This is a genomic window from Ruminococcus sp. YE71, from assembly GCF_900119155.1.
Classification (GTDB): Bacteria; Bacillota; Clostridia; order Oscillospirales; family Ruminococcaceae; genus YE71.
Genome location: NZ_FPIR01000011.1, coordinates 66891 through 92752, shown reverse-complemented (window position 1 = coordinate 92752; position 25862 = coordinate 66891). Strand labels below are relative to the sequence as shown.

At 49.0% G+C, this 25862-nt stretch carries 25 protein-coding genes and 1 pseudogene; 9 read left to right on the top strand and 17 right to left on the bottom strand.

Features of this window, described 5'->3' with window-relative positions:
• Positions 1 to 4: 4 nt before the first annotated feature.
• Complete coding sequence (locus tag BT142_RS11390; protein WP_072418319.1) at positions 5 to 1849, bottom strand: glycosyl hydrolase; 1845 nt, start codon at positions 1847 to 1849, stop codon at positions 5 to 7.
• A 240-nt stretch (positions 1850 to 2089) separates the two neighbouring features.
• Between BT142_RS11390 and BT142_RS11385 the strand changes: the two genes are divergently transcribed.
• The 4 genes from BT142_RS11385 to BT142_RS11370 all read left to right on the top strand — a co-directional run bounded on the left by BT142_RS11385 (position 2090) and on the right by BT142_RS11370 (position 4581).
• Entirely contained in the window at positions 2090 to 2683 is a 594-nt protein-coding gene (locus tag BT142_RS11385) for a sugar O-acetyltransferase (protein WP_072418318.1), read from the top strand.
• 6 nt (positions 2684 to 2689) lie between these two features.
• Positions 2690 to 3040 (top strand): arsenate reductase family protein, encoded by a 351-nt coding sequence (locus tag BT142_RS11380; RefSeq protein ID WP_347497667.1) that lies wholly within the window; start codon positions 2690 to 2692, stop codon positions 3038 to 3040.
• Positions 3041 to 3135: 95 nt separating this feature from the next.
• Positions 3136 to 4146 (top strand): virulence RhuM family protein, encoded by a 1011-nt coding sequence (locus BT142_RS11375; RefSeq protein WP_347497666.1) that lies wholly within the window; start codon positions 3136 to 3138, stop codon positions 4144 to 4146.
• A 15-nt stretch (positions 4147 to 4161) separates the two neighbouring features.
• Entirely contained in the window at positions 4162 to 4581 is a 420-nt protein-coding gene (locus BT142_RS11370; RefSeq protein WP_072418315.1) for a GNAT family N-acetyltransferase, read from the top strand.
• A gap of 31 nt (positions 4582 to 4612) precedes the next feature.
• On the opposite strand, the gene BT142_RS11365 is transcribed toward BT142_RS11370, so the two are convergent.
• The 14 genes and pseudogenes from BT142_RS11365 to BT142_RS11300 form a co-directional block, all read right to left on the bottom strand.
• Positions 4613 to 5476, bottom strand: coding sequence for a carbon-nitrogen hydrolase family protein (locus BT142_RS11365; RefSeq protein ID WP_072418314.1), 864 nt, complete (start codon positions 5474 to 5476; stop codon positions 4613 to 4615).
• A 357-nt stretch (positions 5477 to 5833) separates the two neighbouring features.
• Positions 5834 to 6418 (bottom strand): hypothetical protein, encoded by a 585-nt coding sequence (locus BT142_RS11360; RefSeq protein ID WP_072418313.1) that lies wholly within the window; start codon positions 6416 to 6418, stop codon positions 5834 to 5836.
• Positions 6419 to 6602: 184 nt separating this feature from the next.
• The gene (locus BT142_RS11355; RefSeq protein WP_072418312.1) at positions 6603 to 6950 is read right to left on the bottom strand and encodes a hypothetical protein; all 348 of its coding nucleotides are present in this window, start codon (positions 6948 to 6950) and stop codon (positions 6603 to 6605) included.
• Positions 6951 to 7240: 290 nt separating this feature from the next.
• On the bottom strand, positions 7241 to 7825 hold the full coding sequence (locus BT142_RS11350; RefSeq protein WP_242871968.1) for a hypothetical protein: 585 nt from the start codon (positions 7823 to 7825) through the stop codon (positions 7241 to 7243).
• Positions 7818 to 8918 (bottom strand): AAA family ATPase, encoded by a 1101-nt coding sequence (locus BT142_RS11345; RefSeq protein WP_072418311.1) that lies wholly within the window; start codon positions 8916 to 8918, stop codon positions 7818 to 7820. The genes BT142_RS11350 and BT142_RS11345 overlap by 8 nt, the downstream gene beginning before the upstream one ends.
• A 251-nt stretch (positions 8919 to 9169) precedes the next feature.
• Positions 9170 to 9484 carry a hypothetical protein gene (locus tag BT142_RS11340; protein WP_072418310.1) on the bottom strand — a complete coding sequence of 105 codons (315 nt, stop codon included), beginning with the start codon at positions 9482 to 9484 and terminating at the stop codon, positions 9170 to 9172.
• Positions 9485 to 9667: 183 nt separating this feature from the next.
• Positions 9668 to 10357: an HD domain-containing protein gene (locus BT142_RS11335; RefSeq protein WP_072418309.1), complete on the bottom strand. Its 690-nt coding sequence runs from the start codon at positions 10355 to 10357 to the stop codon at positions 9668 to 9670.
• Between the two features lie 23 nt (positions 10358 to 10380).
• Positions 10381 to 10944 carry an NUDIX hydrolase gene (locus tag BT142_RS11330; RefSeq protein WP_072418308.1) on the bottom strand — a complete coding sequence of 188 codons (564 nt, stop codon included), beginning with the start codon at positions 10942 to 10944 and terminating at the stop codon, positions 10381 to 10383.
• Positions 10945 to 11142: 198 nt separating this feature from the next.
• The gene (locus BT142_RS11325) at positions 11143 to 13701 is read right to left on the bottom strand and encodes a rhamnogalacturonan lyase family protein (protein ID WP_072418307.1); all 2559 of its coding nucleotides are present in this window, start codon (positions 13699 to 13701) and stop codon (positions 11143 to 11145) included.
• Between the two features lie 325 nt (positions 13702 to 14026).
• On the bottom strand, positions 14027 to 15958 hold the full coding sequence (locus BT142_RS11320; protein WP_072418306.1) for a GGDEF domain-containing protein: 1932 nt from the start codon (positions 15956 to 15958) through the stop codon (positions 14027 to 14029).
• 360 nt (positions 15959 to 16318) lie between these two features.
• Complete coding sequence (locus BT142_RS11315; protein ID WP_072418305.1) at positions 16319 to 16972, bottom strand: DUF998 domain-containing protein; 654 nt, start codon at positions 16970 to 16972, stop codon at positions 16319 to 16321.
• Positions 16965 to 17573: a TetR/AcrR family transcriptional regulator gene (locus BT142_RS11310; RefSeq protein WP_072418304.1), complete on the bottom strand. Its 609-nt coding sequence runs from the start codon at positions 17571 to 17573 to the stop codon at positions 16965 to 16967. Before BT142_RS11310 ends, BT142_RS11315 begins: the two co-directional genes overlap by 8 nt.
• 639 nt (positions 17574 to 18212) lie before the next feature.
• Positions 18213 to 18791 (bottom strand): DUF5677 domain-containing protein, encoded by a 579-nt coding sequence (locus BT142_RS11305; protein ID WP_139182221.1) that lies wholly within the window; start codon positions 18789 to 18791, stop codon positions 18213 to 18215.
• A 65-nt stretch (positions 18792 to 18856) separates the two neighbouring features.
• A pseudogene (locus BT142_RS11300) lies at positions 18857 to 19057 on the bottom strand (hypothetical protein); the annotation flags it as partial.
• 204 nt (positions 19058 to 19261) lie between these two features.
• Between BT142_RS11300 and BT142_RS11295 the strand changes: the two are divergent.
• On the top strand, positions 19262 to 19732 hold the full coding sequence (locus tag BT142_RS11295; RefSeq protein ID WP_072418302.1) for a helix-turn-helix domain-containing protein: 471 nt from the start codon (positions 19262 to 19264) through the stop codon (positions 19730 to 19732).
• Between the two features lie 13 nt (positions 19733 to 19745).
• Complete coding sequence (locus tag BT142_RS11290; protein WP_175444933.1) at positions 19746 to 20441, top strand: GIY-YIG nuclease family protein; 696 nt, start codon at positions 19746 to 19748, stop codon at positions 20439 to 20441.
• Positions 20442 to 20606: 165 nt separating this feature from the next.
• Here the strand turns inward: BT142_RS11290 and guaA are convergent, their stop codons facing one another.
• Entirely contained in the window at positions 20607 to 22151 is a 1545-nt protein-coding gene (gene guaA, locus BT142_RS11285) for a glutamine-hydrolyzing GMP synthase (protein WP_072418301.1), read from the bottom strand.
• 541 nt (positions 22152 to 22692) lie between these two features.
• A complete protein-coding gene (locus tag BT142_RS11280; protein WP_072418300.1) occupies positions 22693 to 23442 on the bottom strand; it encodes a hypothetical protein in 750 nt (249 codons plus the stop codon).
• Between the two features lie 198 nt (positions 23443 to 23640).
• Here BT142_RS11280 and BT142_RS11275 point away from each other — a divergent pair, with 198 nt between their 5' ends.
• From BT142_RS11275 to rimP, 3 genes are all read left to right on the top strand, one after another.
• Positions 23641 to 24243 (top strand): SLOG family protein, encoded by a 603-nt coding sequence (locus BT142_RS11275; RefSeq protein ID WP_084659443.1) that lies wholly within the window; start codon positions 23641 to 23643, stop codon positions 24241 to 24243.
• Positions 24244 to 24254: 11 nt separating this feature from the next.
• Entirely contained in the window at positions 24255 to 25202 is a 948-nt protein-coding gene (locus BT142_RS11270; protein WP_072418299.1) for an LCP family glycopolymer transferase, read from the top strand.
• A gap of 157 nt (positions 25203 to 25359) precedes the next feature.
• The gene (rimP, locus tag BT142_RS11265; RefSeq protein ID WP_072418298.1) at positions 25360 to 25842 is read left to right on the top strand and encodes a ribosome maturation factor RimP; all 483 of its coding nucleotides are present in this window, start codon (positions 25360 to 25362) and stop codon (positions 25840 to 25842) included.
• Positions 25843 to 25862: the final 20 nt, after the last annotated feature.

Sequence of the window (25862 nt, the reverse complement as noted above, 5' to 3'; positions counted from 1 at the left end):
TGCTTTATTTGAGCGCATCTATCTTTGACTTCGCAGTCGGGAGATCCGTCTGCGCGAGCGCATTTGTAACGATCAGCTGTACTGCCTTCGCGTCGGAAGCGTTCACGCCGTCCGAATCAACGCAGTCGGCATTTTTCAGACCTTCCGCCGAGATGGGGTACTTCTTCGGGTCGGCGAGATACTGCCTGATAAGCACAGCGTCCGCAATATCGACCTTGCCGTCAGTGTTGGCATCGCCGTAAAGCGGCTTCGGAGCAGTGACCTCGCTCTCGGTTATCGGGTATGTCTTCAGGTCGGGGAGCTCGTCGAGGGTGATGCAGTAATCGCTGTTGTAAACGTCGATGAGGTTGTCCACAGGGTTGTTCTGCTCGCTGGTGAGGTAATTCATGTACCAGGGGCAGAAGTAGAGCCAGCGTGCCCTCTCGTTTTCGAGGTTCTCGATGGACGGGATAGAGTCGTTCTCGGACATCGTCACCATCTTCTGACCGTCGGTGCTCTGCACGAGGCTGTAGAAGGTCGAGGAGATAGCGCTCAGGTTCGGCAGACCGTCCTTCGCGTTGTACTTGTCGTAGCCCACGATGTCAACAACGTCGTCGCCCGGATACCAGTTGGCGGAAGTCGGGAAGGTGTAGCCCGTCCACACCCAGATGAGGTTGTCGAGACCGTATTCGTTGGTCAGCTTGTCGTAGAGCAGGCGGTAGAGCTGCTTGCAGGGCTCGGCGCCCTCAGCACCCCACCAGAACCAGCCGCCCTCAGCCTCGTGGAGAGGTCTCCAGAGGACAGGAACATCAGCGTCTTTGAGCTTTTTCAGCTCGCCAGCGATAAGCTCGATGTCCGCCATGAGGACTTCGTTCTCCCAAGTACCCTCCTCCAGCGCGTTGGAGATGCTGAACGTGGTGTACTTGTCGCTTGCGGACTTAACGTAGAACGCCGTCTCGGAGCTGCCCTTTTCTGTAGGCACGTTCCAGTGCCAGGTCAGCGTTGCGATGCCGTGATACTTGTTCGTCCACTCGATAGCGCGTTCGGGCGCGTCGTCACGCCATGTCGAAGAGGAGCTGTAAGCCAGCAGGTCGATGCCGCGGATAGCGGGCTGCTTGCCTGTCTTTTCCTGAATGTACTGGAACTCAGCCTCGTTGTCCTTGATGAAAACGTCGGGGCTGTTCCATGAGTTGTAGTTGTGGGAGCCGCAGTACTCCTGCTGACCCGCGATTATGTGCTTGCCGTACTGGTCGCGGAGATAGCTGTAAAGGCGCTTCGTCGATTCGGAGGCGTTCGGGTTGGACAGCTCTGTCGTGGGCGAGAGGTTCGAGATATGCTCGGGCGCGGGCGATACCTTCAGGTAGTCGAAGTAGGTGTAGCCCCAGTAGCCCTCCAGCTCGATGGTGTTCTTGCCCTTGTTCAGCAGAACGATTCCGCCCGAAGCCTCAGCAAACGACTCGTTGTAGGGGAAGCTGACCTCGCCCTGATTTGCGCCGTTGACATTGAGGTACTGGACTTTCTTGTTGCGGTCGCTGGGCTGGCAGTAGCAGAACGCCAGCTGATACAGCCCCGTCTCGGGAACGCTGACCTCGACGCTGACAGTAGTGCCCTTCTGGTCGAGATAGGAAAAGCCCTTGCCGGAGAAGTTGGAGAGGTCGGTGTCATCGCTCCAGTCTCCGCCGGGTTTGAGACCTTCGGTGCCGTTGGAGAAGATCTTTCCGCCGGAAGTGCTGCCGTTTTCAAACTCGTAGATCTGAACGCTGTCGTCCGCCAGTACCTCTGAGAATGAGACCACAGGCGAGACCGTCGATGAGCAGGCCATTACCGCCGCGACAGCCGCGGACAATGCGCTGATAATACGTTTTTTCATTTGGTTCCGTCCTTTCGGGATAATATTGAGCAATAAAATTAATACATAAGAATAATATATCACGTTTTGCCGAAGTTCGCAATAGTTTACACAGAAAATTAAATAAAATATATTGCTAATTTTAAAAAATATAATAGAAATGCTACAAGGCACACGGCTAAAGCTAATTATCCGATCCCGGTTGACGGTTAAAGCGGGGTGTGGTATAATTAAAACATACACTACAAAAGGAGCACTCACATGACCGAAAAAGAGAAAATGCTTTCGGGTCAGCATTACGACCCGACCGACAAGGAGCTCACCGAGCTTCGCGTCAGGGCGCACAGGCTCTCGATGGAGTACAATGCCATCCCCGAGACCGACGAGGAAAAGCGAAAGGCGATACTCGACCAGCTTCTCCCGAACAGAGGAGAAGGGACTTTCCTGCAAGGCCCCGTGCAGTTTGACTACGGAGTGTTCACACGAGTCGGCGAGAATTTCTACGCGAATTTCAACTTCACCGTCCTCGACACCTGTCCCGTGACCATCGGTGACAACGTGTTCTTCGGACCCAACTGCACCATCGCCGCAGCCCTCCACGACCTCGACCCCGTCGGGCGCAGAATGAGAAAGCGCCCCGACGGCACGCTCTACGACCTCGAATACGGCAAGCCAATAACCATCGGCAACGACTGCTGGATCGCGAGCAACGTCGTGATCTGCGCGGGCGTGACCATCGGGAACAATGTCGTGGTGGGGGCAGGCTCTGTCGTCACGCGGGACATTCCCGACAACTGCGTCGTGGGCGGCTCGCCTGCGCGGAAGATAAAGGATATTGTGATTGGAAAGGAGTAACCCATGATAAAAATCTACTGCTACAGCAAATGCACCACCTGCAAGAAAGCGCTGAAATGGCTGGACGACAACGGCATCGCTTATGAGCTTACCGACATCAAGACCGACCACCCCGACGAGGCCGCGCTCCGCGGTTACTATGCAGCGAGCGGGCTTCCGCTGAAACGCTTCTTCAACACCAGCGGCATCCAGTACCGCGAGATGGGGCTGTCTCAAAAGCTGAAAGACATGAGCGAGGACGAACAGCTCGCACTCCTCGCCACCGACGGTATGCTGGTGAAGCGTCCGCTTGTGGTTGGAGACGGATTCGTGCTGGTCGGATTCAGGGAAGCTGAGTGGGCGGAGAGGCTGAAATAGCGCGGATGCGGTCAGATGATTGACTATACCGACGTTTTGTGATACAATAAAAAAGAATTTTAAAAGGTGGTGACGGCTTGAATAACAAATTGCAGATAAGAAACAGCACGGTCGATTTCCTTGTGTTCACTCGTGATGCAGCTGATGACGGAATTGAAGTTCGGGTGCAGGATAACGACGTGTGGCTCACTCAGAAGGCTCTCGGCGAGCTGTTCGGCGTTGACAGAACGGTTGTCACAAAGCATCTGAAGAACATCTTCGATGAGGGCGAGCTCGATGAGAATTCAGTTTGTGCAAAATTTGCACAAACTGCCGATGACGGAAAAAACTATCAGTATAAGTTCTATAACCTGTCGGCTATAATGGCGGTGGGCTACAGGGTGAACAGCGAGAAGGCTGCCGCTTTCAGACAGTGGGCGACAAGAGTTCTCGACACCTTTGCAAAGCGGGGCTATGTGCTTGATAAAAACAGACTTGAGAACGGTCAGATATTCGGCGAGGACTATTTCGAGCACCTGCTTGCAGAGATACAGGAGATCAGAGCAAGCGAGCGGCGGTTCTATCAGAAGATAACGGACATATACTCAACTGCGGTGGACTACGACAAGAACAGCAGGATCACTCAGGACTTTTTTGCGATGGTGCAGAACAAGATGCATTACGCCGTTCACGGAAAGACCGCTGCGGAGATGATAGTTGACCGAGCCGACCACACTAAGGAACACATGGGTCTGACCAACTGGAAAAATGCTCCCGACGGCAAGATAGTTAAGACCGACGTTTCAGTCGCCAAGAACTATCTCAACAAAGAAGAGATGACCGAGCTCAATGAGATCGTAACGATGTATCTCGATTATGCCGCAAGACAGGCTCGCCGTCATATTCCCATGACAATGGCGGACTGGGCAGAAAAGCTCGACGCCTTCCTGCAATTCAACGATGCCGAGATACTTCATGACAAGGGCAAGGTGACTGCTGCTATTGCAAAAGCATTTGCCGAAAGTGAATTTGAACAGTACCGTGTGATCCAGGACAAACTCTATCAGAGTGATTTTGATAAGATGATAGAAGCACTTGAACTGTCAGACGATAACGTAAACCACTGACCGGGGAGATCGCCAATGAACATCACCGACCGAGATATCACACCCGCCGAGCTCGAGCGCATCTACGACGACTTCCGTCAGATCGAGATGGCGGACGGCGTGCCTCAGCGAAAGACCGAGCGGTTTCAGTTTGTCCTCGAGGACAGCGGTGCGGTCATCGGGTACGTTTCGGGCATCACCGAGCACAAGTGGTTTTATCTCACCGACCTCTGGATCGCAGAACCCCACCGCCGTCACGGGCTCGGCACAAAGCTGCTGACGATGTTGGAGCAGAAAGCTGCCGACATCGGCATGGAGCATATTTACCTCTGGACAGCGGGCTTCACCAATCCGCTGTTCTACGAGAAGAACGGCTACACGAGATTCGCCCTGCTGGAGAACAAGTGCGAAGTCGAGGGCTACCACCAGATCGGCTACCGAAAAGATTTGACGTGAAAAAGCGGCACTCGCAGGAGTGCCGCCTGTTTTATCTGTCGGAAGGATCAGTGGTCTGCTCCGTCAGGTCGCTGTACGCCCACGCCTTTCGGTAAGCATCTCCCATGACCTCGTGCGCACGGTACTCTCGAAGAATATCGAGGTCGATCTCAGCGGTGAAAATATTCTCCGAGCCGTCCGCCTCGAGTATGCACATATCGCGCACGCCCGGCTCGTCGCGCAGCCACGCTACCCCGTCGAACACCGTCGAGTGACCGTTGCAGTCGGGGACGCTGTCGGGATAATTGCAGGTCGCGACGGCGAGCATATTTTCGTAAGCCCTCGTCCTCAGCGCGGCGAGACGGTTGATCTCCATCGGGCAGGCATTGGGCGCGAGGACTACCTCCGCGCCTTTCAACATCAGCACCCTCGCGCTCTCAGGGAATTCGCGGTCGAAGCAGATCATCGCACCCACCCTCGCCGAGCCGACCGCAGTGTCGAGGTCGCAGACATGAAAACCGTCCCCCGGGTCGAGCGCAGCTTCCGCACTGAAATCGCAGGTGTGAACTTTGGAGTACTTCAGCGCCCGCCTGCCTAACCTGTCGAACAGCACCAAAGTGTTCAGCGGCTTCGGCTCATGCTTTTCAAGAAAGGTCACCCCGACCGCCATCTCAAGCTCAGCCGCTAACCGCCCGAAGGTCAAAACGAACTCATCATCGGCAGAGATAGCTTCCGCTGTCCAGACCTCCGCAGACCGCTCGTAAATATCGTACCCGATGCTGAACATCTCCGGAAACAGCGCAACGTCCGCGCCAAGCGTTTTAGCTTTCCTGCAAGCAGCAACGCCCTTCGCGAGATTCCCCGCGAGCGTGCCGGTGGGATTAATCTGTAATAGTGCGACTTTCAGTTTACTCATGTCGGTGCTCCTTTGCGGTGTTGATGATTTTATTATATCACATGGATGGTTGAAAATCAAGGCGGGTGGTTGCGGCTGATGATTTTTCATTTGGCGTGCGGTAATCAATCTTCAACAGGGCAGGTATAGTTGTTTCCAGCATATGATATACAGAAGAGCCGTGTTGTCAGTCAGCACGGCTCTTTTTGGTGGGAATAATTTTTTTTGGGGGATTGGTTGGCGGTTACGATTGGTTGGCGGTTACGCCTAATCAGACTTGTGTGGAACGGAAAACGGGTGCGCCAATAGGCTATGGTGCTATGGCTAATAATAATTCATTTAGCAGTTCAGCTGTTTCAAAATACGTCTTCACAAGAATTAATAACTTGGGTGTATATAGCTTTCATATTCATAAACCTTTTTATCAATAAGTTCGCATATGTCATCGGTGTACTGACTCCGACATACACTTACTAATTTTGGTGAATTTCCTAAAGAGCCATTATAATAAATTATCTTTATTGATTGCATTGATATTTCGTCATCTTTAATATGTACTACATAGTAACAAGATTCAGGATATGCAATTTCGCTTTCTCCAACATGAGATACAGTTCGACAATTATTTGGATTGATTATCTTTATTTTTTCAATCATGTCATTACTAATTTTATCGCTTTTAAATTGAATCTTGCATTTACTATTCCACTCAGCTAGTTTACTATAATTAAGAGGAAATTCTGAAATGTTTTTCTTAATGTTTCCATCTTCATCAATAATGTAATATGTTTTATCTTTTGCACCTAAATCAGCTTGATAGTAACATAGAACAAAATCACTATCACCAGAAGGTAATGTGTAATTATGAAATTGTTCAAGCGGATCAAAAAAATAAAAAAGGACAAAAATACCGATAAAAATTAAAAGTAAAATTAGAATGATATATTTCTTAACCTTTTTCATGATAAGTACTCCATATTAATACAGTTAAGATATTTCATTTATTGCGTTCGGGAAATCAAGAGGTTTAGAAGATTTTTTATTGATGGAGAAGAACGCATATAATGCCAAGAGAAGCCAGGAATGCAAAGGTCAGTGAGTGTTTGCACTATTCACCATTGCACTCTTGAAATAATAATTACACTGCTTATCTCTGATTTCGTGATTCATTTATAAGCTTAGTAAGACGTTTCAGCTCATCAGGATTTTCTTCCAGCCAATCAAGCAAAGCATCGAGATCTTTCAGTGGATCAATTGGTTCATCATCACTTGGCAGGGTTCTCTCTGCTGTGTCTGTATTGAATGTAAATGACAGATCCATATACAATGGCTTATTCGGATCACGTTCATCAGATACGTCGATCACGTCCCCGCCAATTCTTAAACACTGAATTATGCCATACCAAGCATCGCTGATCGGTGATTCATTAGGTTTTGAGCCCATATAGCTTGTTAGCACCTTGTCGTCAGTCAATGTGATCTTAAACAGTCCCATCTTCCTTCTCTCTTTCACTATTATACTTGCAAAATGTTTCTTGATTTATTCCTTGTTATAATATGCCCCACAATAACCTCATTAATAACTACACTGAAAAATCGTAATTGGTTTATTTTTGGTGTATGGTTGATGTAGAACATTCATTACTGCCCGATCAGTTTGGGACTGTAATCAACTATGTAAAATGCACAAGTGCAAAGCACATACAGTCTTTCTTCTTCCGAGAGCATTTGGGTCTGCTTTCTCAGCACTTCTATCAGATCTGAATAAAGTGTATCATCCGCTGTTTAAGCTATCATTTCAGCTTTTTCAATATTCTGCTTGATAACTGTACTGCATTCCGATCTGTCAACCGCAAACTTCTGGTAATTATGATTGCGGTTTTCACGGTTGACTCTTTCCTTGTATGAGCGTGCAGTCAGTTCCTGCATAGTCACGGTGTAGCTGCAATAGTCGGGATCGGGTATCGACTTCATGTGGTAGAATGCTTCGACCATCGGATAGTTGATGTAGAGCTTGCTCATGTCCGATGATTCTACAAAGTATTCTGCCATTTTGATTATCTTCTCAGCAGAATACAGTCCGTCTTGTGGGTCAAGATCGAAGATAAGAAGGATGTCGGAATAGCTCTCATCAAAAATAGGCTTTAAAGAAACATCAGTCTCATGAGCTTTAAGCACTTGAAGCAGATCCTTGCTGTCTGGATCACCGTCAGCAAACATCTCGTTGTACAGCGTATAAATGTTCGTGTTGTAAGAAACGATCGTGTGATTATTGTCGATGCCATAGACCTCAAGCAGATGCGTCATCAGTTTGACATCAGTCTTTGCACCCTCGACAAGCATCAGTATTTTTGCCTTTTCCTTAGCCATCGAACTCACCGCTCTTGTACAGCTTTTCGAGGTTGTGACCCTCACGAAGCTCTCTGTCGGTCGCATTTGCAAACGAGGTCAGCTTGTTGTCCGAGAGAATGAAATAGCAGTCGGGACGCATTATTCTGTTAGTCAGCAGATTGGTATTATGCGAAGTGAGAATGACCTGCGTATGCGGCATTTTCTCCAACAGTCTGACGATGCTTTCAGCAAGTTCATAGTGGTAAAAAGCATCGAATTCGTCGATGAAGATAAGAGAAACATCTTTAGCGGTCTTGTACCAGTAAAAGAAAGTGTAAAGTGCCTTAGTGCCGCTTGATGCGACCTTGAAAAACGGCATGGGTGTGGCTGTGTCGAAGTACAGAGCCATTGTTCCATCGGGTTCTTTTTTTATGTCGAGGTTTTCTTTTACGCCTGCATTGTAGAGGAATTGCTGAAATTCGTTCCTGAGTGTATCATCTTTAAGGAAACTATAATAGTCTGTCCTCTTGAATTTATATCCTATATATTCATCATCGTCAGGACATTTGAACCAGAGCATTGAATTAACAAAGGAGATCATCTGAGACAAAGGGTGATTTTCTTCGAGGGAAACATTATTGACAAAATAGCTGAGTGCGGATTCAACGTTCAGGTTTTTAAAACGTAACGAGCCTGCAATTGCCCGAAATGTCTCGCCGTAAGCTACTTCGCCGTTTCTGAAATCATATCTGAAAAACAGATCATTGTCGATAGCTATTTCTTCAAACAATAACTCCTGTTGAGCGTTTTTCTTATAGCGATACCAAACATCAGCATTATTGAATCGGAATAAATATTTAAATTCAGCATAATCCTGCTGACTCTCCGAGTTCAGATAATAGACATAGAGATCTTCATTGACCTTTTTGGAGAAAAGATGCGTTACTATATCAAAAACCGCCAGCCCAAGATTTGACTTGCCGACAGAATTTTTGCCGTAAACTATCATTTTGCTGATAGTATCATCGGTAATACATTCGGTGTTGAACTTATAGTCCCTGACATCTGTAAAATCAATTGTCAGCGTATCCTTGAAATTCTTAAAGCCTGTTACTTCAAATCTTTTGAGCATTTTTATCACCGCCTGATTATATTATAGACTATTTTCTATGAAAAGTCAACACTCTCCGTAAAAAAATTACGGAGAGTGTATAGTGCTGTAGATCTATTTTATCAATTTTGAGTTGAGTGGGATTGGTGGTAAGTTATCTAGCGGTTACTCATTACCTTGTCATATGAATTCATTTTTACTTGCAAAAAGTATGTCTAATTAACGCTTTTCGCAAAATATTCTCATTGGAGAAATGTTATTTGAGAATGCAGCTAATCGTTGATTGGATGAATATAATAAAACTCCCCAAAGCGTCCTTCTGATATGAAATCATATTCCGAATCAGAGTCTTCGATAATATCATTTAATGTTGATTCAAGGTCGTATCCGTGACCATCAGTACAATATTTATCTACCATGATATAAATAACACATGAACCATTTTTAAGAACATCGTCTGTTTTTATAAAGTCATTATTTAATCCATCCTTTGATGACATATAAACTTTGTCAAACAATTCAAATGCTTTAAGGTTTCCAGTCACTACATCTGCTGCATCTCTTTCAGCTATTACTAAGATTGGCAATTCACTGTATGTGCCTATTCTACACCGTCGAGGGCGTTCGCTGCTGGGAAGCTGAGGCGGAGACTGATCTTCGGGCGGTGCTTGACGGGTTTGTTTCGGTGGGCAAGGCTCGCAATATAAGATAATAAAACGGATAGCCGGTTCAATGCCAGCTATCCGTTTCTGTATTTTTTCAGTAGTATCTCACATCAAAGTCTGCTCGTTGATTATCAGATGAAATTCAAGACCGAGAAATCCCGCGGCTTTGCGGCAGAGCAGCATTCGCTCCATGAAGATCTCGAAGTATTCGCCGATCTCGCCGTATCTTGTGTCGATCTCGAGCTTCAGCTTGATCGCCGTATGATCCTGATTGATCTTCAGCACCGACGACTTGACGGAATAGTTCACCCTGTCGTGGATATCGAAATTCGTTTTGTCTTTGTCCTGAACGCGGCTTCTTCTGACGTCGGATTTGTCGGCAATGATAAGTGCCGCCGCGATCTTGCTCACAGGCAGACCGCAGCCTTCGTCGTGGTTGCCGATGGCCTTGATTATCGGTGCGATATCCTCAGCGGGGATGCCCATTTTGTCCAGCAGATAGAAGGTCATCATCGCGCCCGACTGGCTGTGATCTTCGCGGTTTATGACGTTCCCGAGATCGTGCATCCATGCTGCCGTCAGGGCGAGGTCTATCGTGTGGTCGTCCAGACCCAGTGTCTCCAGAATGTACCCTACGCGGTCGGCAACGACGCCGATGTGAGCAAAGCTGTGTTCGGTATACCCCATCGCCTGCATCGACTCGTTCTGCGCCTTTATGTACACGCTGATATCGTGATCCTGTCTGATCCTGTTGTACAGCGGAAATCTCTCCGCGTTTTCATGAAAGCTGTTCATAGTGGTTCATCTCCCTTGAGTGTTTATTTTGTCAGGCGGCTGTCGATGTGGTCTTTCAGCAGCATCAGCTCTTCCATCACGATACAGTGCTTGAAGCTGTTCTCGCGGACGCGTCTGACGCACTCGTCAAAGTCCATCCAGAGGACACTGTCCACCTCTTCTTCTTGCAGGTCGAACCCGCTTTCGTCGGTGTCGTTCCAGAGGGCGTAGACCTTCGACACCTGCCTGTCGTGAAACTCCTTGCCGAAGAATTCATCGTCGTATCGGATACGCCTGATACCGCAGTAATGCAGGTCTTCCGCGACGGCCGTTACTCCGAGTTCCTCTTTGAGCTCTCTGAGTGCCGAGGAGATATTATCCACGCCCGCAGGGATATGCCCCGCGCTGGAGATATCGTAACAGCCGGGGAATGCCGACTTGTGATCGGCACGCTTCTGGAGAAGCACCTGCACCCTGCCGTTCTTAACCCTCAGAAGCCATACGTGGGAGGTGCGGTGCGGTATGCCTTTGAGATGCGCGGTCTCGCGGTCAACGGTCTGTCCCGTGGGAACTCCGTTTTCGTCTACAATGTCAAGTATTTCTGCCATGGTTTCTCCTTTTACATCAGAACGAACTGATATACTATTATAAAGGTCTATGTCAATTATACCATACCGAGCCGCAATAGTCAATCGGATATCTTTCAAAAGTCTCATGCTTGATTATTGGTCGGAACTATGGTATAATTGTATTTGCAAATAAGAAGATCCCCCGCAGTTCATCACTGCGAAGGATCTTTGGAATGCTTACTGCTTTTCAAACTTCCACCACTGGCAGGTGCTTCCTGTGGGGACCCACTGCTGAACGTTCGCGCCTGCGCCTGTCTCGGCGTTGATGATCTCCACACACTTGCTCTCCCTTGAGCACTTGGTCATTATCATCACCGAACCGCCGGGGTTGGCTTTCAGTTTGAACTTCTGGGAATCATCTCCGCGGAAGCTGGAGATCTCCACATTTGCGCCGTTAGTATTTGCGCCGTCTGCTACCGTCATGTAGCAGTTTTCGCCTGTGGAAAGCTCAGATACTATATAATAGTAGCCGTTGCCTGCGGGCTTGATCTTCCATGTGTTGTTCGCCTTGCCGGGAACTGTGCCGTACTGCTGGACGTTCGTGCCGTCTGCGCGGCCGGATTTCGATACGTCCATGCATCTGCCGCTGTTGACGTTGCGGATGGCGTAGACCGCGTTCTCGTCAAGTGCGACTTCGCCGATGTAGCGAACATCGGGCTGTCCGGGATCGTCCATGCCATCACCGAGATAGTAGCTGAGCATATTCGACTGCACATATCCCTTGCTCGTCATATCGTTTCTGTAGGCAGGATCCTGTGAGAGGGTGTTCAGACGGTAGTCGGTCGGCATCGTCGTGGAGATGATGACAAGGCTTGCATAGTCCGAACCGGTGCAGATGATCTCCTCGCGCCAGTCGCCCAGAATATCGCCGTAGAACATCGGCGCACCTCTGTCGCTTGACGAACAGCCTGTGATCTTCCATGTCGTTGCCAGACGCTCGACAGACTTTGTATCATAATGCCACTTCTCGATCTTGCTGTCATTATAGGATTCCGAGAGCAGGTCGCCGTCCCAGTAGAGCTTCAACGACGGGTATGCATTGGTGTCGGAGATCTTGTTGCCGTTCATGTCGTACATACCCTGGAACGACCAGACCTCCATGCCCTCGTGGGTCGGGTCAACGTCACCGATGTCACCGCGTCCGATATCGACTGTGCCGTCACCGCCGTAATTCGTCCAGATGAGCTTGCCTGTGCTGGCGTTGTAGATGTATTCGAGGAGCGTGTTGGGGTTTCTCTGCTGAACGCCGTAGCCCCACATTTCCTTGCCGTTCTGCGCATTTGAAAACGCGGTAACGTGCCAGCGGTCGCCGTGAACAACGTCCTTGACCTGATAGCGGAGCGTGCCGTCACCGTTGAGCGCGTAGCCCATGTGCAGAACCTCGTCCTTGCCGTCGTAGTTGACATCCTCCACACGGAACTGGTGCGCTTCCGCACCGCCCATCGATTTAGCGTCATACTTCCAGAGCTGTTTGAACTCTGTTCCGCCAGCATAGCCGTATGCTACCATCAGGCTGTTGAAGCTCTTGTCGGAGTTGCGGTTTTTCAGCCAGCACACGAGTGCAGGGTTCACGCCGTCAAGATATCCGACCTCCATCATACACGCCATCGGACCGACGCTCATGTAGTCCTGAGGGAGGTTGACGGAGGCTTCGAGCTTGCCTGTCATGCCGTCGAGGACTGCTATCGCCTGACCGTTGCCGCCTGAATTGTTCGAGAATGTCTTGCCGTCACCGAAGGTCACGCCGTCCGCGATTCGGACAAGTATCTCCGCAGAGCCGTCCAGATCGAGGTCGTAGACCGTAGCGCCGTCCCACATACCAACGTCGAGGGTGGACGCACCTGGGGTTATGTTATTCTTGTTCTCGCTGTTCACGCCGAGATCGAGAGTCCACAGGTACGTGCCGTCGTTCAGATATGCCTCGAGCTTCTGGTGATCGTCGGTGCAGCGGTCTACGAGGTAATCGTATGCGCCGTCACCGTTGAAGTCGCCGACCCAGACGAAATGTATCGTGCCGCCCTCCTTGATCGGAATGATCTGTGCCGCACCGTTATTGCCCTTAGTCCAGACGGACGAGCCTGCTTTCAGCGTGAAATCGCCGTCGGTCGGGGTCTCCACACCGTTATATACTGTCGTGACATAATAGGTATTATCCTGCGTAAGATCTGCTGTTTTGTCGGTGAAATTTGTTCCGCCTGTTATCGGCGAGGAGTTCAGCTTCACCGTCGTGCCGTTGGTTCTGCGGTAGAGGTTGAAGCCGATGTCCTGCTCGTCCTGCGCGAGGAGCCGCCAGCTCACGAAGACGGAGCCGCCTGCGTTCACAGCATAGGTTCCTCTGTCGAGCTTCTCGACCCAGCGTCCGCTTGTGAGCGTTTTCTGCCCGTTATAAGGGTCGGGCGTTTTGAAGGTTTTGGAATAGATCTGCCCCGACGGGAATTCGGCAATGCGGTTCACCAGATACTCCTGAAGCACAGTGATGTCATCGGCGTCGAATGTGCCGTCCGCATTGAGGTCGCAGATCGCTTTCTGGACGGCTGTCAGGCTGTCCGGATTTTGATAACCGCGTTTCATGCACACCAGATCGAGCACATCTATGGCACCATCGTAGTTGAGATCGGCATAGCGGTAGGTCTCGGTTATTTCTTCGGCAGAGATGGGGGCTGCGGGCATGGCTGTCATCCCGACCGACATCGCCATCATAGCAGCCGCGCTTTTCTTCATGAATCCTTTTTTCATAATATAGATACTCCTCGCTTTCGTGAAGTGGACGTGTAGCATATCTCTATTATAGCATTTAACCAATATATGCACAATTGCAAAAAGGGTGCAATTTGTTGCAAAATCGCTTATTTTGCGCCTGCGTGACATAAATTTTTGTAACATTCCGCCAATAATTGAAATAAAACTCTGCTGCAATAGCACTACAAACGCCGTCTGAACAAAAGAAAACTCCGCCCAAGAAAAGCACAGCGCGTGGAGTCCCGTCAAAAAAGCGACTGTGAAGTGACCGATTGAACAGACAAAAAAAGCTATCCCGATTTTTTTCGGGATAGCTTGCTTTTTATTTGCGCTGTCTTTTTCTTTGCAGCTTGTAGCGGTACATATTTTCGTCGGCTTCGGACAGCAGCTCCTCGATATCCAGCTTGTCGCTGCTGCTTTCCGCAAAGCCGATACTGGCGGTCACGGGGAAAGGCTTTTCGTCGGAGGAGGTCAGCTCTTTCAGCTTGTCGCAGAACCGAGCCGTAAGTTCTTCGCTGTCAAAGCTGTCTCTCACGCCCACGATATAGAACTCGTCACCGCCCGCTCTCGCGCAGATGTCGGAGGGCTCGGTGATGGCAAGTGCTGCCTCGCCGACCCGCTTGATGCCGTAGTCGCCCTCGGCGTGTCCGAAGGTGTCGTTTATGTATTTCAGACCGTCCATGTCAATGACGCAGGCGAAGCAGCGCTTGCCGGCAGGCATTCTGTCTTTCAGTTTTTCCAGCTGTTCGTACATTCCGCGCCTGTTCAGCAGACCTGTCATCTTGTCGTACACGGAAAGCACCACGAAACGGTTTTTAGTCCTCACCATCTCAAGAGCGGTATTCACAAACCGCAGCCAGTTGCGGTAGACCAGATTGAATTTGCTGTGATCGCAGAGCTTTCTCTGCAGGACGGCGTAGCCAAGGGTCTTGACAGAAAAATGGACTGCCGAGAAATAATAAACGTAAGGCTCGTCGTGGTCTTCGTACATCTGAGGGAGCATCAGCGAGGTATCAAAGGAATAGCCCTCACCCTCGCCGCAGAAGTCCTCCTCGCCGACATTGGAGCGTATCAGCATAAGCTTCATTCTGTCGGGATAGCCCTTTGTCATTTCGTTGTCCGACTCCAGCCAGTCCTCTCTGAGGCAAAGATAGAAATTCACCAGCGGATCGATGATAAAGGTGAGGTCGTGGATATTTCTTATGCAGTCGGCAGGGCTTTGGGACGCGGACAGTCTTTCGGGGATATGGCTCTCCATCAGCAGACCTATATCCACATTATCCGCATAGGAGACCTGATCGTAGTTCCTTGCTATGTAATATATCTGATGATTTATTGACTCGATCGTCCTGTCAACATCAGGCGGACAGCCGCAGCTTCTTGAAAGATGGAGCATTTTTTTCAGATCGGACTCGTAGGGGATTATTTCCTTATCGGGCTCAATGTCCATCCTTATTCTATCTACCGCGTCCGCCGCGCATTTGGCAAAGTTTGATTCGATGGAAGTCAGCGAGATCCTGTTCAGAGCGGCTTCGGGGGTTCCCTCAAAGCCGATGACGCAGATATCCTTTGGGATCTCGCCGCCCAGTCGGGTGTACTCGTCGATGAAGCCCAGCGCCATGTGGTCGCTCGCGGCTATGACAGCGTCGGGCTTTGCGATCCTGCCTTCGATTATATCCTGAGCCAGCTGGATACCGCTCCCGTACCAGAAATCTCCGTATCTGATATGCTCGTCGGATACTTCAAGTCCGTGGAGCTTTACCTCGTCAAGCATAAGCTCCAGCCGCTGTTCGGCTTCGGGATTGCCCTTGAATCCTGTAAGTAAGCAGATATCCTTGCAGCCGTGTACCTCGATAACGTGGCGGCAGATCTCTCTTATCTGTTCGTCGTTGGCATTTTCGACCACCGCCAGATCTTTGTACGGCATACTGATGCAATAGGCGGGCAGTCCGGGCTGAGCTTTTATTCTCGGATACAGCATCTCCATATACTGTGATTCGTTGTTGGGCATAAGGCTTATGCTGTCGATAACGACTCCGTCAAACCTGCTGAAGTCGATAAGCTCAAAAATATTGATCTCGCCGATCATATGATCCTTGAAGCCTTCAAAATAATCAAGGTTTATCATTGAAGAAAACTGTGCTACGTTATAGCCGTATTTTTCGCACTGTGCAAAGACGCCCTGACTTATTCTCTGGGAATGGGAGGTATCGGGAGAAGCGGTCACAAGGCAAATGGTTTTTCTTCTGCTCATCGGGCTCACCTCACTGTCTGCAAGAACTGTATTCTCACACTTGAATTATACTACAATTATAACATATTATATGAATATAGTCAATCAAATGAAAGTTAGCCGAGTGTAAAAAAACGAGCGGGGAGGTTGTGCATTTATACAAAAAAATTTTAAATACTCGGGGAAAGGACTGACCATTACCGACAGCAAGTCCGTCTCGTTCATCATCAAGACCAAGTACTATGGAGCTTGGAGCGCTGTCAAGAGCGTTAAGTGCAAATAAGATTTAGTGACAGAGCCATCGGGAATATCCGGTGGCTCTGTTTTGGCAAATTGAGAAAAGTCCTGTTACGCCCGAACGAGCATAACAGGACTATATTATTATCCGAGCTTCTCCTCGCCGTGAGGCTTGAACCCTGTGAAAAGGCAGATGCCGAGGAATCCCGTGAATCCCGTCGCGGCGAACACGCTGAAACGCTCGACGATGCCGAAGTACTCTCTCGGGACGGCGTCCTTACCGATGGCTCCCACGAACATCATCGTCAGCGCAACAGTCGCGGCGATGGCGATGTAGCGGTACTTTCCCTTTGAGCGGTAGCCGCCCACCATCATGACGATGAGCGAGGCGATCGACAGCAGGACGACAAGGGCGGTGACGACATAGATGTGCATGAAGTCCTGAAAATTCCCGGCGTTGCCGCTGTCCGAGAGGGGGAACATGGTGTAGCCGATGCCCGACACCCAGCTCATGCCCGTGAACAGGTAGATGCCGACTCTCAGCGTTCTGGTCAGCTTGTCTTTGATGTAGATGCACACGCACATCAGGCAGACCAGCGTGCATTTGTTGCCGGGGGCGTCCAGCTGGTTCCAGAGCATTCTGGAGGGCGAGTTTTCCGCGCTGAGGTCGCTGACCGCCTGCGCCATCCAGTTGTAGCCGGGGTAGGCGAGGGGCGAAAATACCACCGCCGCGACATAGGACAGGAAGGACACCACGCCCAGCAGTCCGATGTAATTTATAAGCGTTTTCTTATCCATTGTTTCCTCCGATCTGCTCCGCGAACCATTTGATGTATGCGCCGAGCATATCCTTTTTCGGTTCCTTTCCGCTGTTCACGCAGTCGAGCTGATACTCCGTCATCGCGTGTATCGTCATCGCGAAGCTCTCTGCCGCTGTGTCAACGTCCTCCACCGTGATCTTGCCGTGAGCCTTCAATGCGTAGAATAGATTTTTGGTGGCAAGGAGCATCTTCTCGGTCTCCTCCGCCATTATCTGCGCAGCGATGGGGTCCAGCGACCTCTGCGAGTAGATGACTTTGTAGAAGCTCATCATCTCAGGTTGTTCGTTGAGCCTGTTGTAGTTGGCGACCGTGAAGCTCAGCACTTCCTCCGCCGACCTGTCCCTGACAAGCTCGCCGAGATCAACCGCGGCAGCCGAGACCTGCGACCTCGACCTCTCACGCAGGAAGTGGTACATCGCGCTGATGATCTCCTCCTTCGATTTGAAGTGGTTGTATAGCGAGGGCTTGCGGATGCCGAGCCTGTCGGCGATCTGCGACATCGACACGCCTCCGAGCCCGTTCTCTGCCGCGAGCTCCAGCGTCGCTAAGATTATCTGTTCGCGTTTATCATTTGACATATCAAGCACCTCCGAACCTCTTGTTAGTTATTATACTACCGTTCGTTAGTTTTGTCAAGGGCTTTTCGTAATTTCTTTCGGATTTTTTTATTTCTGACAGAAAAAACAGCGACCCACTACGCCCGACGACCGGGCATAATGGGTCATTATTTCAGCTGTTTTTAGTCGAAGATCGAGAGTTTATAACTGTGTAAAAATTTGGACAAATACTCCCTATTCCCCGAAAATTGCGTCACACGAAGGCCACATGACCTTCGCTAAGCCTTGTATTTACCGCGGGAATCGAGATTTGCACAAATCTTCAAATCTCTCTGCCATGAAAGAATATTCGCCGGATCGGAATGGTATCATTTTGTTATCGGATCGGAGTGAGAAGTGCAAAAAGTGCTGTAATTGCGTGTGGGTTGGGGTTGATTTATTATTCCCACTCCCCAGATTTCACTCGATACTAAACAAATTTGTTTAGGCGATTTGTGCTGTGGTATCTCAGTTATACATTTTGCTCTGTACTATACTGCCCACTGATGCCGAGTTATCATTTTTTTAGCGCCATGATAACCAAAACCAGCGACTTATAGGAGAATATGTGCCCGGTGGCTTGCTCCTTATTTGGTATTATAGCGCAGATTTGGGAGGTTGTCAAGAGGTTTTCGATGATTCATTTTCACCAAGCTTTTCTCCGAATGTTTCCTCATGAGCAGTAAAATATGCATCACGTACCACTTTGATCCATTCACTTAATAACTTACATCTTGCATCTGAATCAAGATGATGGAATAACGTAACAAACTCTCCGGTGATCCAGCATAAACATATTGCGGAGTGTTCTGCTGCGGTTGCAATACCATAATTTGAATGCCCGACAGTAATTAGGTTTTCTGTACTTCCATTCGCAAGCCTTCCAAAAGTCCCTTGGGATGATGCGTGTGTAATGAAGCAAGCCAATTTGTATTGTGACAACCAGCCAGAGTCAATGTTTACTATTTCTTGAATCTTTTTGAAGCTTCCAGCATCGAGTTTATTTCCTTTCTCATCAAGAGCGCCTTTTGCCCAACTATAATTTTGGTCATCGGTATTTGATTGTTCATAGTATTGTTTGGCAATCTTTTCCCCATGATGCCTTATAAAATCTGCGCAGCAGCATAGTTCATATAGTGTTCTCCACCGAGCATATGCACCATCTGCAAACCCAAGCCTCATTAAGTGGAATATTTCCAAGAAAATCTGGCAAGCTCTTCCGTGCATATGTTGCAACACCAAGAAAGAATACTGTTTATGCCTTCTTTCCTTTCGCTGTCCTCAGCAGAACCGCCGTAGCAAGTCCTTTCGAGGAAGTATTGTCTGTTCACTCTGCCTGAGATCGTGATATAACCCTTAGATTCAAGCTCCTTGTTGAGCTTCTGCACTATCTTATATGCATAGGACTTGGATACATCAAGCTCCCTGGCAACATCTTCTACTCTCATAAAATTTTTATCTGTCATTAAGAGTATCTCCTTTCTTCAACTTAACTCTAATTCGTTAAGTTTTGATTATATTATACTAAACATATGCCGTTATGTCAAGCGCAAAAACACTAAACATTTTTATTTCTACTATCTTGACAAGCACTAAGCATATATGTTATAATAGATTTGTGAAAAATGGCGGCGCAGATCGTCTGCCGATTGAAAATGGAGGGCAACAATATGGCAATAGGTGAGAGAATCCGGTTTCTCCGGAACCTCAGAGGTATGACACAGAAGTTTCTTGGCTTGCAGGTCGGCTTCTCGGAACGGACAGCCGATATTCGTATGGCACAATATGAATCAGGCTCACGCACACCCAAAGCTGACCTTGTAGAACAGCTTGCCGACGCACTTGACGTATCGACCGAGGCTCTGAACGTGCCAAACATAGACAGCTACACAGGGCTTATGCACACACTGTTTGCCTTAGAGGACTTGTACGGCTTCAAGATCGACCGTCTGGACGGGGAAATCTGTATCCGCATCAACAGACAAAACGGCTCAACATTTGCGAAGATGACAGGTCTGCTCGAACCGTGGGAGGAAATGGCTCAGAAATACCGCAACGGGGAGATCACCCGTGAGGAGTATGACCAGTGGAGATATAGGTATCCGAAGTCGGAAGCGGAGCGGAAAACAACAAATAAATAAAGGAGTGATAGTAGTGATACCTAAGTGGGGATTTGGTTCTGCACCATTAAAACCTGAAACACAAACAAAATACAGAAAATCGCTTAAAATAATACTTGCATACATAAACAATCCAATAGCAACTTATGAAATCAATATATTAGATGATATAAGCATGGTTAAGGGGTTGTTTAATCGAATTATTAAACAAGATCAATGGGATTGGTTTACTGTTTATATGTACTTTGATTATCCAAATTACTTTGAAAACAAAGAATTTGTTAGACTTTTAGCTGGTTTGCGAACTTGCATAAAAAACAATAATTTAGATGAAATCAAAAGGATAAAAAATAAGCTATTACAAACTAATATTTGTGTTTACATAAACAACTTTCTTAATTTTGATATTCATAATGAAGATAATGATGAATATATATATATCCTATCTCGCCGCGAAGATAAAGAACTACTAAAAATAGGAATGACTAAAAGGAATGTATTAAAAAGAGTTCAAGAAATAAACTCTGCAACGGGAGTTGTATATCCGATTTCACCAAGAGCTGTTTTTAGAGTAAAAGATTGTAAACTGGCTGAAAAGATGATTCACAAAGAATTATCTCAATATAGACTTAGAAGTGATAGAGAGTTTTTTCAAATTCCTTATAAAAATGCAACTGAAATTATAGAAAAATGTTTAAAAGATAATGATCTCCTATATTACAAATACTAACAAAAAGAGCTATCCGATTCAAATACGAATCAGATAGCTCTTATCTTTTCAGACAATTATTTTTATACTGTTGCCGATGATAGAAAAATGTTGCCAAATCGGTGCCATTCAGCTTAACTATACCACGAAAAGCACGGTATTACGCTGTTTCAGCAAGTATTTGCATTATTCCCACTCAATAGTAGCAGGCGGCTTAGTAGTAACATCATACACAACGCGGTTGATGTGTCCCACCTCGTTAACGATACGCGATGAGCAGACCTCGAGCACCTCGTAGGGGATGCGTGCGAAATCGGCAGTCATGAAATCGGTGGTAGTAACGGCTCTGAGCGCAAGCGTGTAGTCGTAGGTGCGGAAATCGCCCATAACGCCGACCGAACGGTTGTTGGTCAGCACTGCGAAATACTGTCCGATGCTGCGGTCAAGACCCGCCTTCGCGATCTCCTCACGGAAGATCCAGTCAGCGTCCTGGAGGATGGTCAGCTTTTCATCGGTGATCTCGCCCATGATGCGTATCGCAAGTCCGGGACCCGGGAACGGCTGTCTCCACACCAGCGTCTCAGAGAGACCCAGCTCCTGACCGAGCTTTCTGGTCTCGTCCTTGAACAGCATCCTCAGCGGCTCGATGATGTCCTTGAAGTCAACATAATCAGGCAGACCGCCGACGTTGTGGTGGCTCTTGATGACTGCCGCGTCGCCGCTTCCCGACTCGATAACGTCGGGATAAATGGTGCCCTGCGCAAGGAAATCAACAGCGCCGATCTTCTTTGCCTCAGCCTCGAACACGCGGATGAACTCCTCGCCGATGGTCTTGCGCTTGGTCTCGGGGTCGCTCACGCCGTTGAGTCTCGCCATAAACCTGTCCTTCGCATTGACGCGGACGAAATTGATGTCCCAGTCAGCGAACGCCGCCTCGACCTCGTCGCCCTCGTTCTTGCGCATGAAACCGTGATCGACGAATATCGCGGTCAGCTGATTGCCGATAGCCTTCGAGAGCAGAGCCGCCAGAACAGAGCTGTCAACACCGCCCGACAGAGCCAGCAGCACCTTGCCGTCGCCGACCTTCTCGCGGATGTCACGGATAGCGGTCTCGGCGTAGCTTTCCATCGTCCAGTCGCCCTTGCAGCCGCAGACTTTCTTGAGGAATGCGTCGAGCATCGAAAGACCGTTCTCGGTGTGGTTAACTTCGGGGTGGAACTGCACTGCGTACAGACGCTTCTCCTCATTCGCCATAGCCGCAACGGGACAGTTGTCGGTGTGAGCGGTGATGGTGAAGCCGTCGGGTATCTCGGCGATATAATCGGTGTGGCTCATCCACGAAACAGCCTTGCTGCCCGTCTTTCCGAAAAGCAGACAGTCGGGATCGTAGTAAGTCTCGGTCTTGCCGTACTCAGAGGTAGTGCAGGTCTGCACCTTGCCGCCGAGCACATGAGCCATCAGCTGCGAACCGTAGCAGATGCCCAGCACGGGAACGCCCAGCTCGAACACTTCCCTGTCGATCGAGGGTGCGCCCTCGCCGTAAACGCTCTGCGGACCGCCCGTGAAGATGATGCCCTCGGGAGCAAGAGCCTTTATCTCATCAATAGTGATGCTCTTGTAGCTCTTGACCTCGCAGTAAACATTACATTCTCTGACCCTTCTCGCGATAAGCTGATTGTACTGACCGCCGAAGTCGATAATAAGCACATACTCATGTCCGTTCTGACGCATTTGCATTACCTCCGAATAAAAATATAAAGTAATTATAACATATCCCTGCCGTTTTTGCAACCAAAAAAACAAAAATAAATCAAAATAATCTGTTAAGTCCCGTTTATGCTCAACAGGAAAAGAGTGCGTATCTAACTTGGGGAAGACCCTCCGCCTCAGCTTCGCACGGCTATAAAAAAAGGTTCTCACCCAGCCCCCTTTCCTAAAACTTTTAATACTTTTAGCAAAGGGTGTTTTGCTATTATAAATAGTATTGGTCGGAATGTTTGTAGTTCTCTTGTAAAATAGTGAACCCCCTGCCAAAAAGACGTTCATGAGTGCAAAAAACTTCAAGGTTCAGGCACAGGGAGCGGCGACAGCAATTCCCTGCCCTGCCAAAAGCGGCGAGAGCCTGTCTTCCCGACCACATCTATCCGCAAACATATTAAAAGTCTTTGGAAGGGGGTCTGGGGGAGAACCTTTCTTCAGAAAGGTTTCCCCCGGTTAATACCCGCACTCACTAACAAATAAAGAGAGACCGCGGGAGTCTCTCTTTTGGAAGTCATATCAGGTCGAGGTCGGATGCGTTGAATTCGAGCCAGTTGGCAGAATTGCCCTCAAGGATCACGGAGCCGAAGCCCTCGGTGAACTCGCCGAGTCGTATCGAGGAAGTGAGCGCGTCGGGTCTGCCGACCTTTGCGGTGCGCTTGTCCAGATAGCAGAGCGCGGATGTGCGTGCATCGTCGCCTATCCACTCGAACTTCTCAACGTCGATATCGGGAGTAAGTCTGCGGGTACCGTTTGCGTCGAGGCGCGGAAGGGTACCTACAACATACACGAACTTTTTCTTCAGCTTCTCGTACACCTGAAGGGTCGTCATCTCGCCCACAGCGCGGCGGTAGAGGGTATTGTAATCCTCAAGCAGCTCCTTTATACATTCAAGGTCGCGCTTTGCGATGACCTCGCGCAGGTCGGACAGACCGTACAGAAAAACTGCGCGGCATTCCTGTCTGTCAAAAGCAGTCAGAAGGACATTACCCAGCCTCATCATCTTTGCAGAGATGGTATCACCCTTTTTTGCGCGGAGATTCTTCATAGTCTCGGCGCAGGCTTTGCCCGTCAGGCATATGTATATACTGTAATCGATGTGATGGTCAAGAGCGGTCTCATTCTTGATGATGACCGAAACGTTCTTGTCGAGCATACCGATGATGCGGGGGTCGTCGCCCTTTATAGTCGAACGGTACTCCGAATCATCCAGCTTTCTGTCATGGATACTGACTCTTTCGCCCTTTGCTCCAAATAAACCCATTCATCTCACCTCTTCGCGGAAAAAGTATTTTATTATCTTATTATAACCTATTATTCTCAAATTGTCAACGATTTCTGCACAAATATAAAAAAAATCCCGCATCATCTCCCTTATCGAAAAAAATTTGCATTCCCTATTGAAATGTCGGGAATAATGTGTTATAATAATATGAGTAATGCCGTGAGGTGAGTTTTTTTGATGCAGCATATTCCCACGATAATCGACACGCACGGCAGCGCCGAGATACCCGACGAGCTGCAAAAGCTCGGCAGGCACAGGATATGCTGCTTTACGGGTCACAGACTCAAAGACCTTCCCGACGGCGGCAGCGAGGACAGCGAGGGCATGAGGGCTCTGCGCGAACGGCTCGAACTGCTCATCAGAGTACAGCTCCTTTCGGGGTACGACGTGTTCATCACGGGTATGTCCAGCGGATTTGACATCCTTGCGGCGGACATCCTGCTCAACATCCCCGACATCGCGCCCGAAGTCAGGCTCGTGTGCGCAGTCCCCTACACGGGACAGATACGCGAGATGAAGACGCCCCGCGAACGCAGCATCTACAAGCAGGCGCTCGACTCCGCCTTCTGCACGTTCGTGTTCTTCGGAAAGTATACCGACGGATGCTACAAGGTGCGGAACCAATTCATGGTGAACTGCTCCTCGGCACTGATAGGCTATCTCAAGAGCCGCGAAAAGCTGCACTCGGGTACCGCTCAGACGGTGCGAATGGCTCAGAAGGCTCACCTTGCGACGGTAATGATATATAAGGATCAGATAGATGAAGATCTGAAAGGATAAGGATAGGGAAAATGGCAAAGACAGCAAAGACCGGAACAAAAAAACGCAGGAGACGTTCGCAGGCTCCCGTAGCACTGATATACTTCACTACTCTGCTGATATTTCTCGGAGTGTTCGGACTTTTCGCGAAGATGATAGTAAACAAGCTCTCCACCAAACACGGCGCGGACGCTAATATCTCAGACACCTACATCGATTCCTACAACACCCTCTACGCAAGAGTCAACGCAAAGGACGCCCTCGCCGACCTGTTCGTGCTGAGGATCTGCCCCGAACAGGCGAGAGTCATCGTGGTGCCCATCTCATCCTATACCGTCAGCACGGTGGACGAAGGCAAGAATTTCCGCGAGGTATACGCTGAGGGCGGCATCAGACAGCTCCAGACCGCTGTTGACAACACCTTCGGCATCAGCACAAATTACTACGCGACTGTGACCAACAGCTCCTTTGAGGACATCTGTGACATAGTCGGCGGCATCACCTACGCCCCCGAGGAAGAACTCTACTACCTCGACAAGAACGGCGACAACGACATCTCGCTCCGCCCGAACAAGGCTGTGGCACTCTCGGGCAAACAGATAAGGCTGATACTCCAGTCGCCCGTGTTCTCATCGGGCAAACAGGGCAATATGGAATTCCTCGGAGTCGCCCTGACAGAGCTTATCAACAACGCTTTCGATCAGGTGGAGATGACCTCCGCGAGCCTTGATAACATCTACAGCAAGATCGGCTCGAACAGCGCTACCAACCTCTCGGAAAACGAGTACAAGGAACACAGGGCCTACATCAAGGCTATGCTCGAAAAACAGATCAGACCTGCGGAGACACTGACCCCGTCGGGAACCTGGAGCGATGAAAAACACTTTACCCCCTCCAACGAATTCAAGCAGCAGCTTTATGACGTTATGGAGGCTACAAAATCACAGGCAAAAAGCGGTGCAAAGACGGAAGATCAATAAAATTTACTCAGAGTTAATTGATTATTCATCCTTGAAACGAAAAATTCCGCTCGGGTACTTGCATTTTACGTGATTTTGTGGTATAATAACTACAATATCTCAGAGAAAGGACCGATCGAAAGACCGGTCTTTTGATTTTATATCAGGAGGAGATCGAATGAATACAGTCGATAAAGCACGACAGCTCGCCGAGCCTATCTGCGAAAGACTGGGACTCTACCTTTGGGATGTGCGCTTTGAAAAAGAAGGAGCGCTATGGTATCTGAGGATATTCATCGACCGCGATGAGGGCATCGATATGAATATCTGCGAGGAATTCTCCCGCGCTTACAATGAAGTGCTCGACGCTGAGGACTTCATCACTCAGAACTACATCTTCGAGGCAGGAAGCCCCGGACTCGGCAGAAAGCTCACAAGGCGCGAACACTTCGAGGTCTGTACGGGCGACGAAGTGCGCGTAAAACTCTACAAGGCGAGGGACGGTCAGAAGGACTTCACGGGTCTGCTGGCAGACAGCACCGACGAGGGCTTCACTCTTGCGTTTGAAGTGGACGACGAGGGCAAGCCGACATCGACCGCGCAGTTCACTTACAAGGAATGCGCTTCGGTAAACTTAAACGACGATCAGGATCTCTTCTGATCGGATAAAAACAGCTAAAA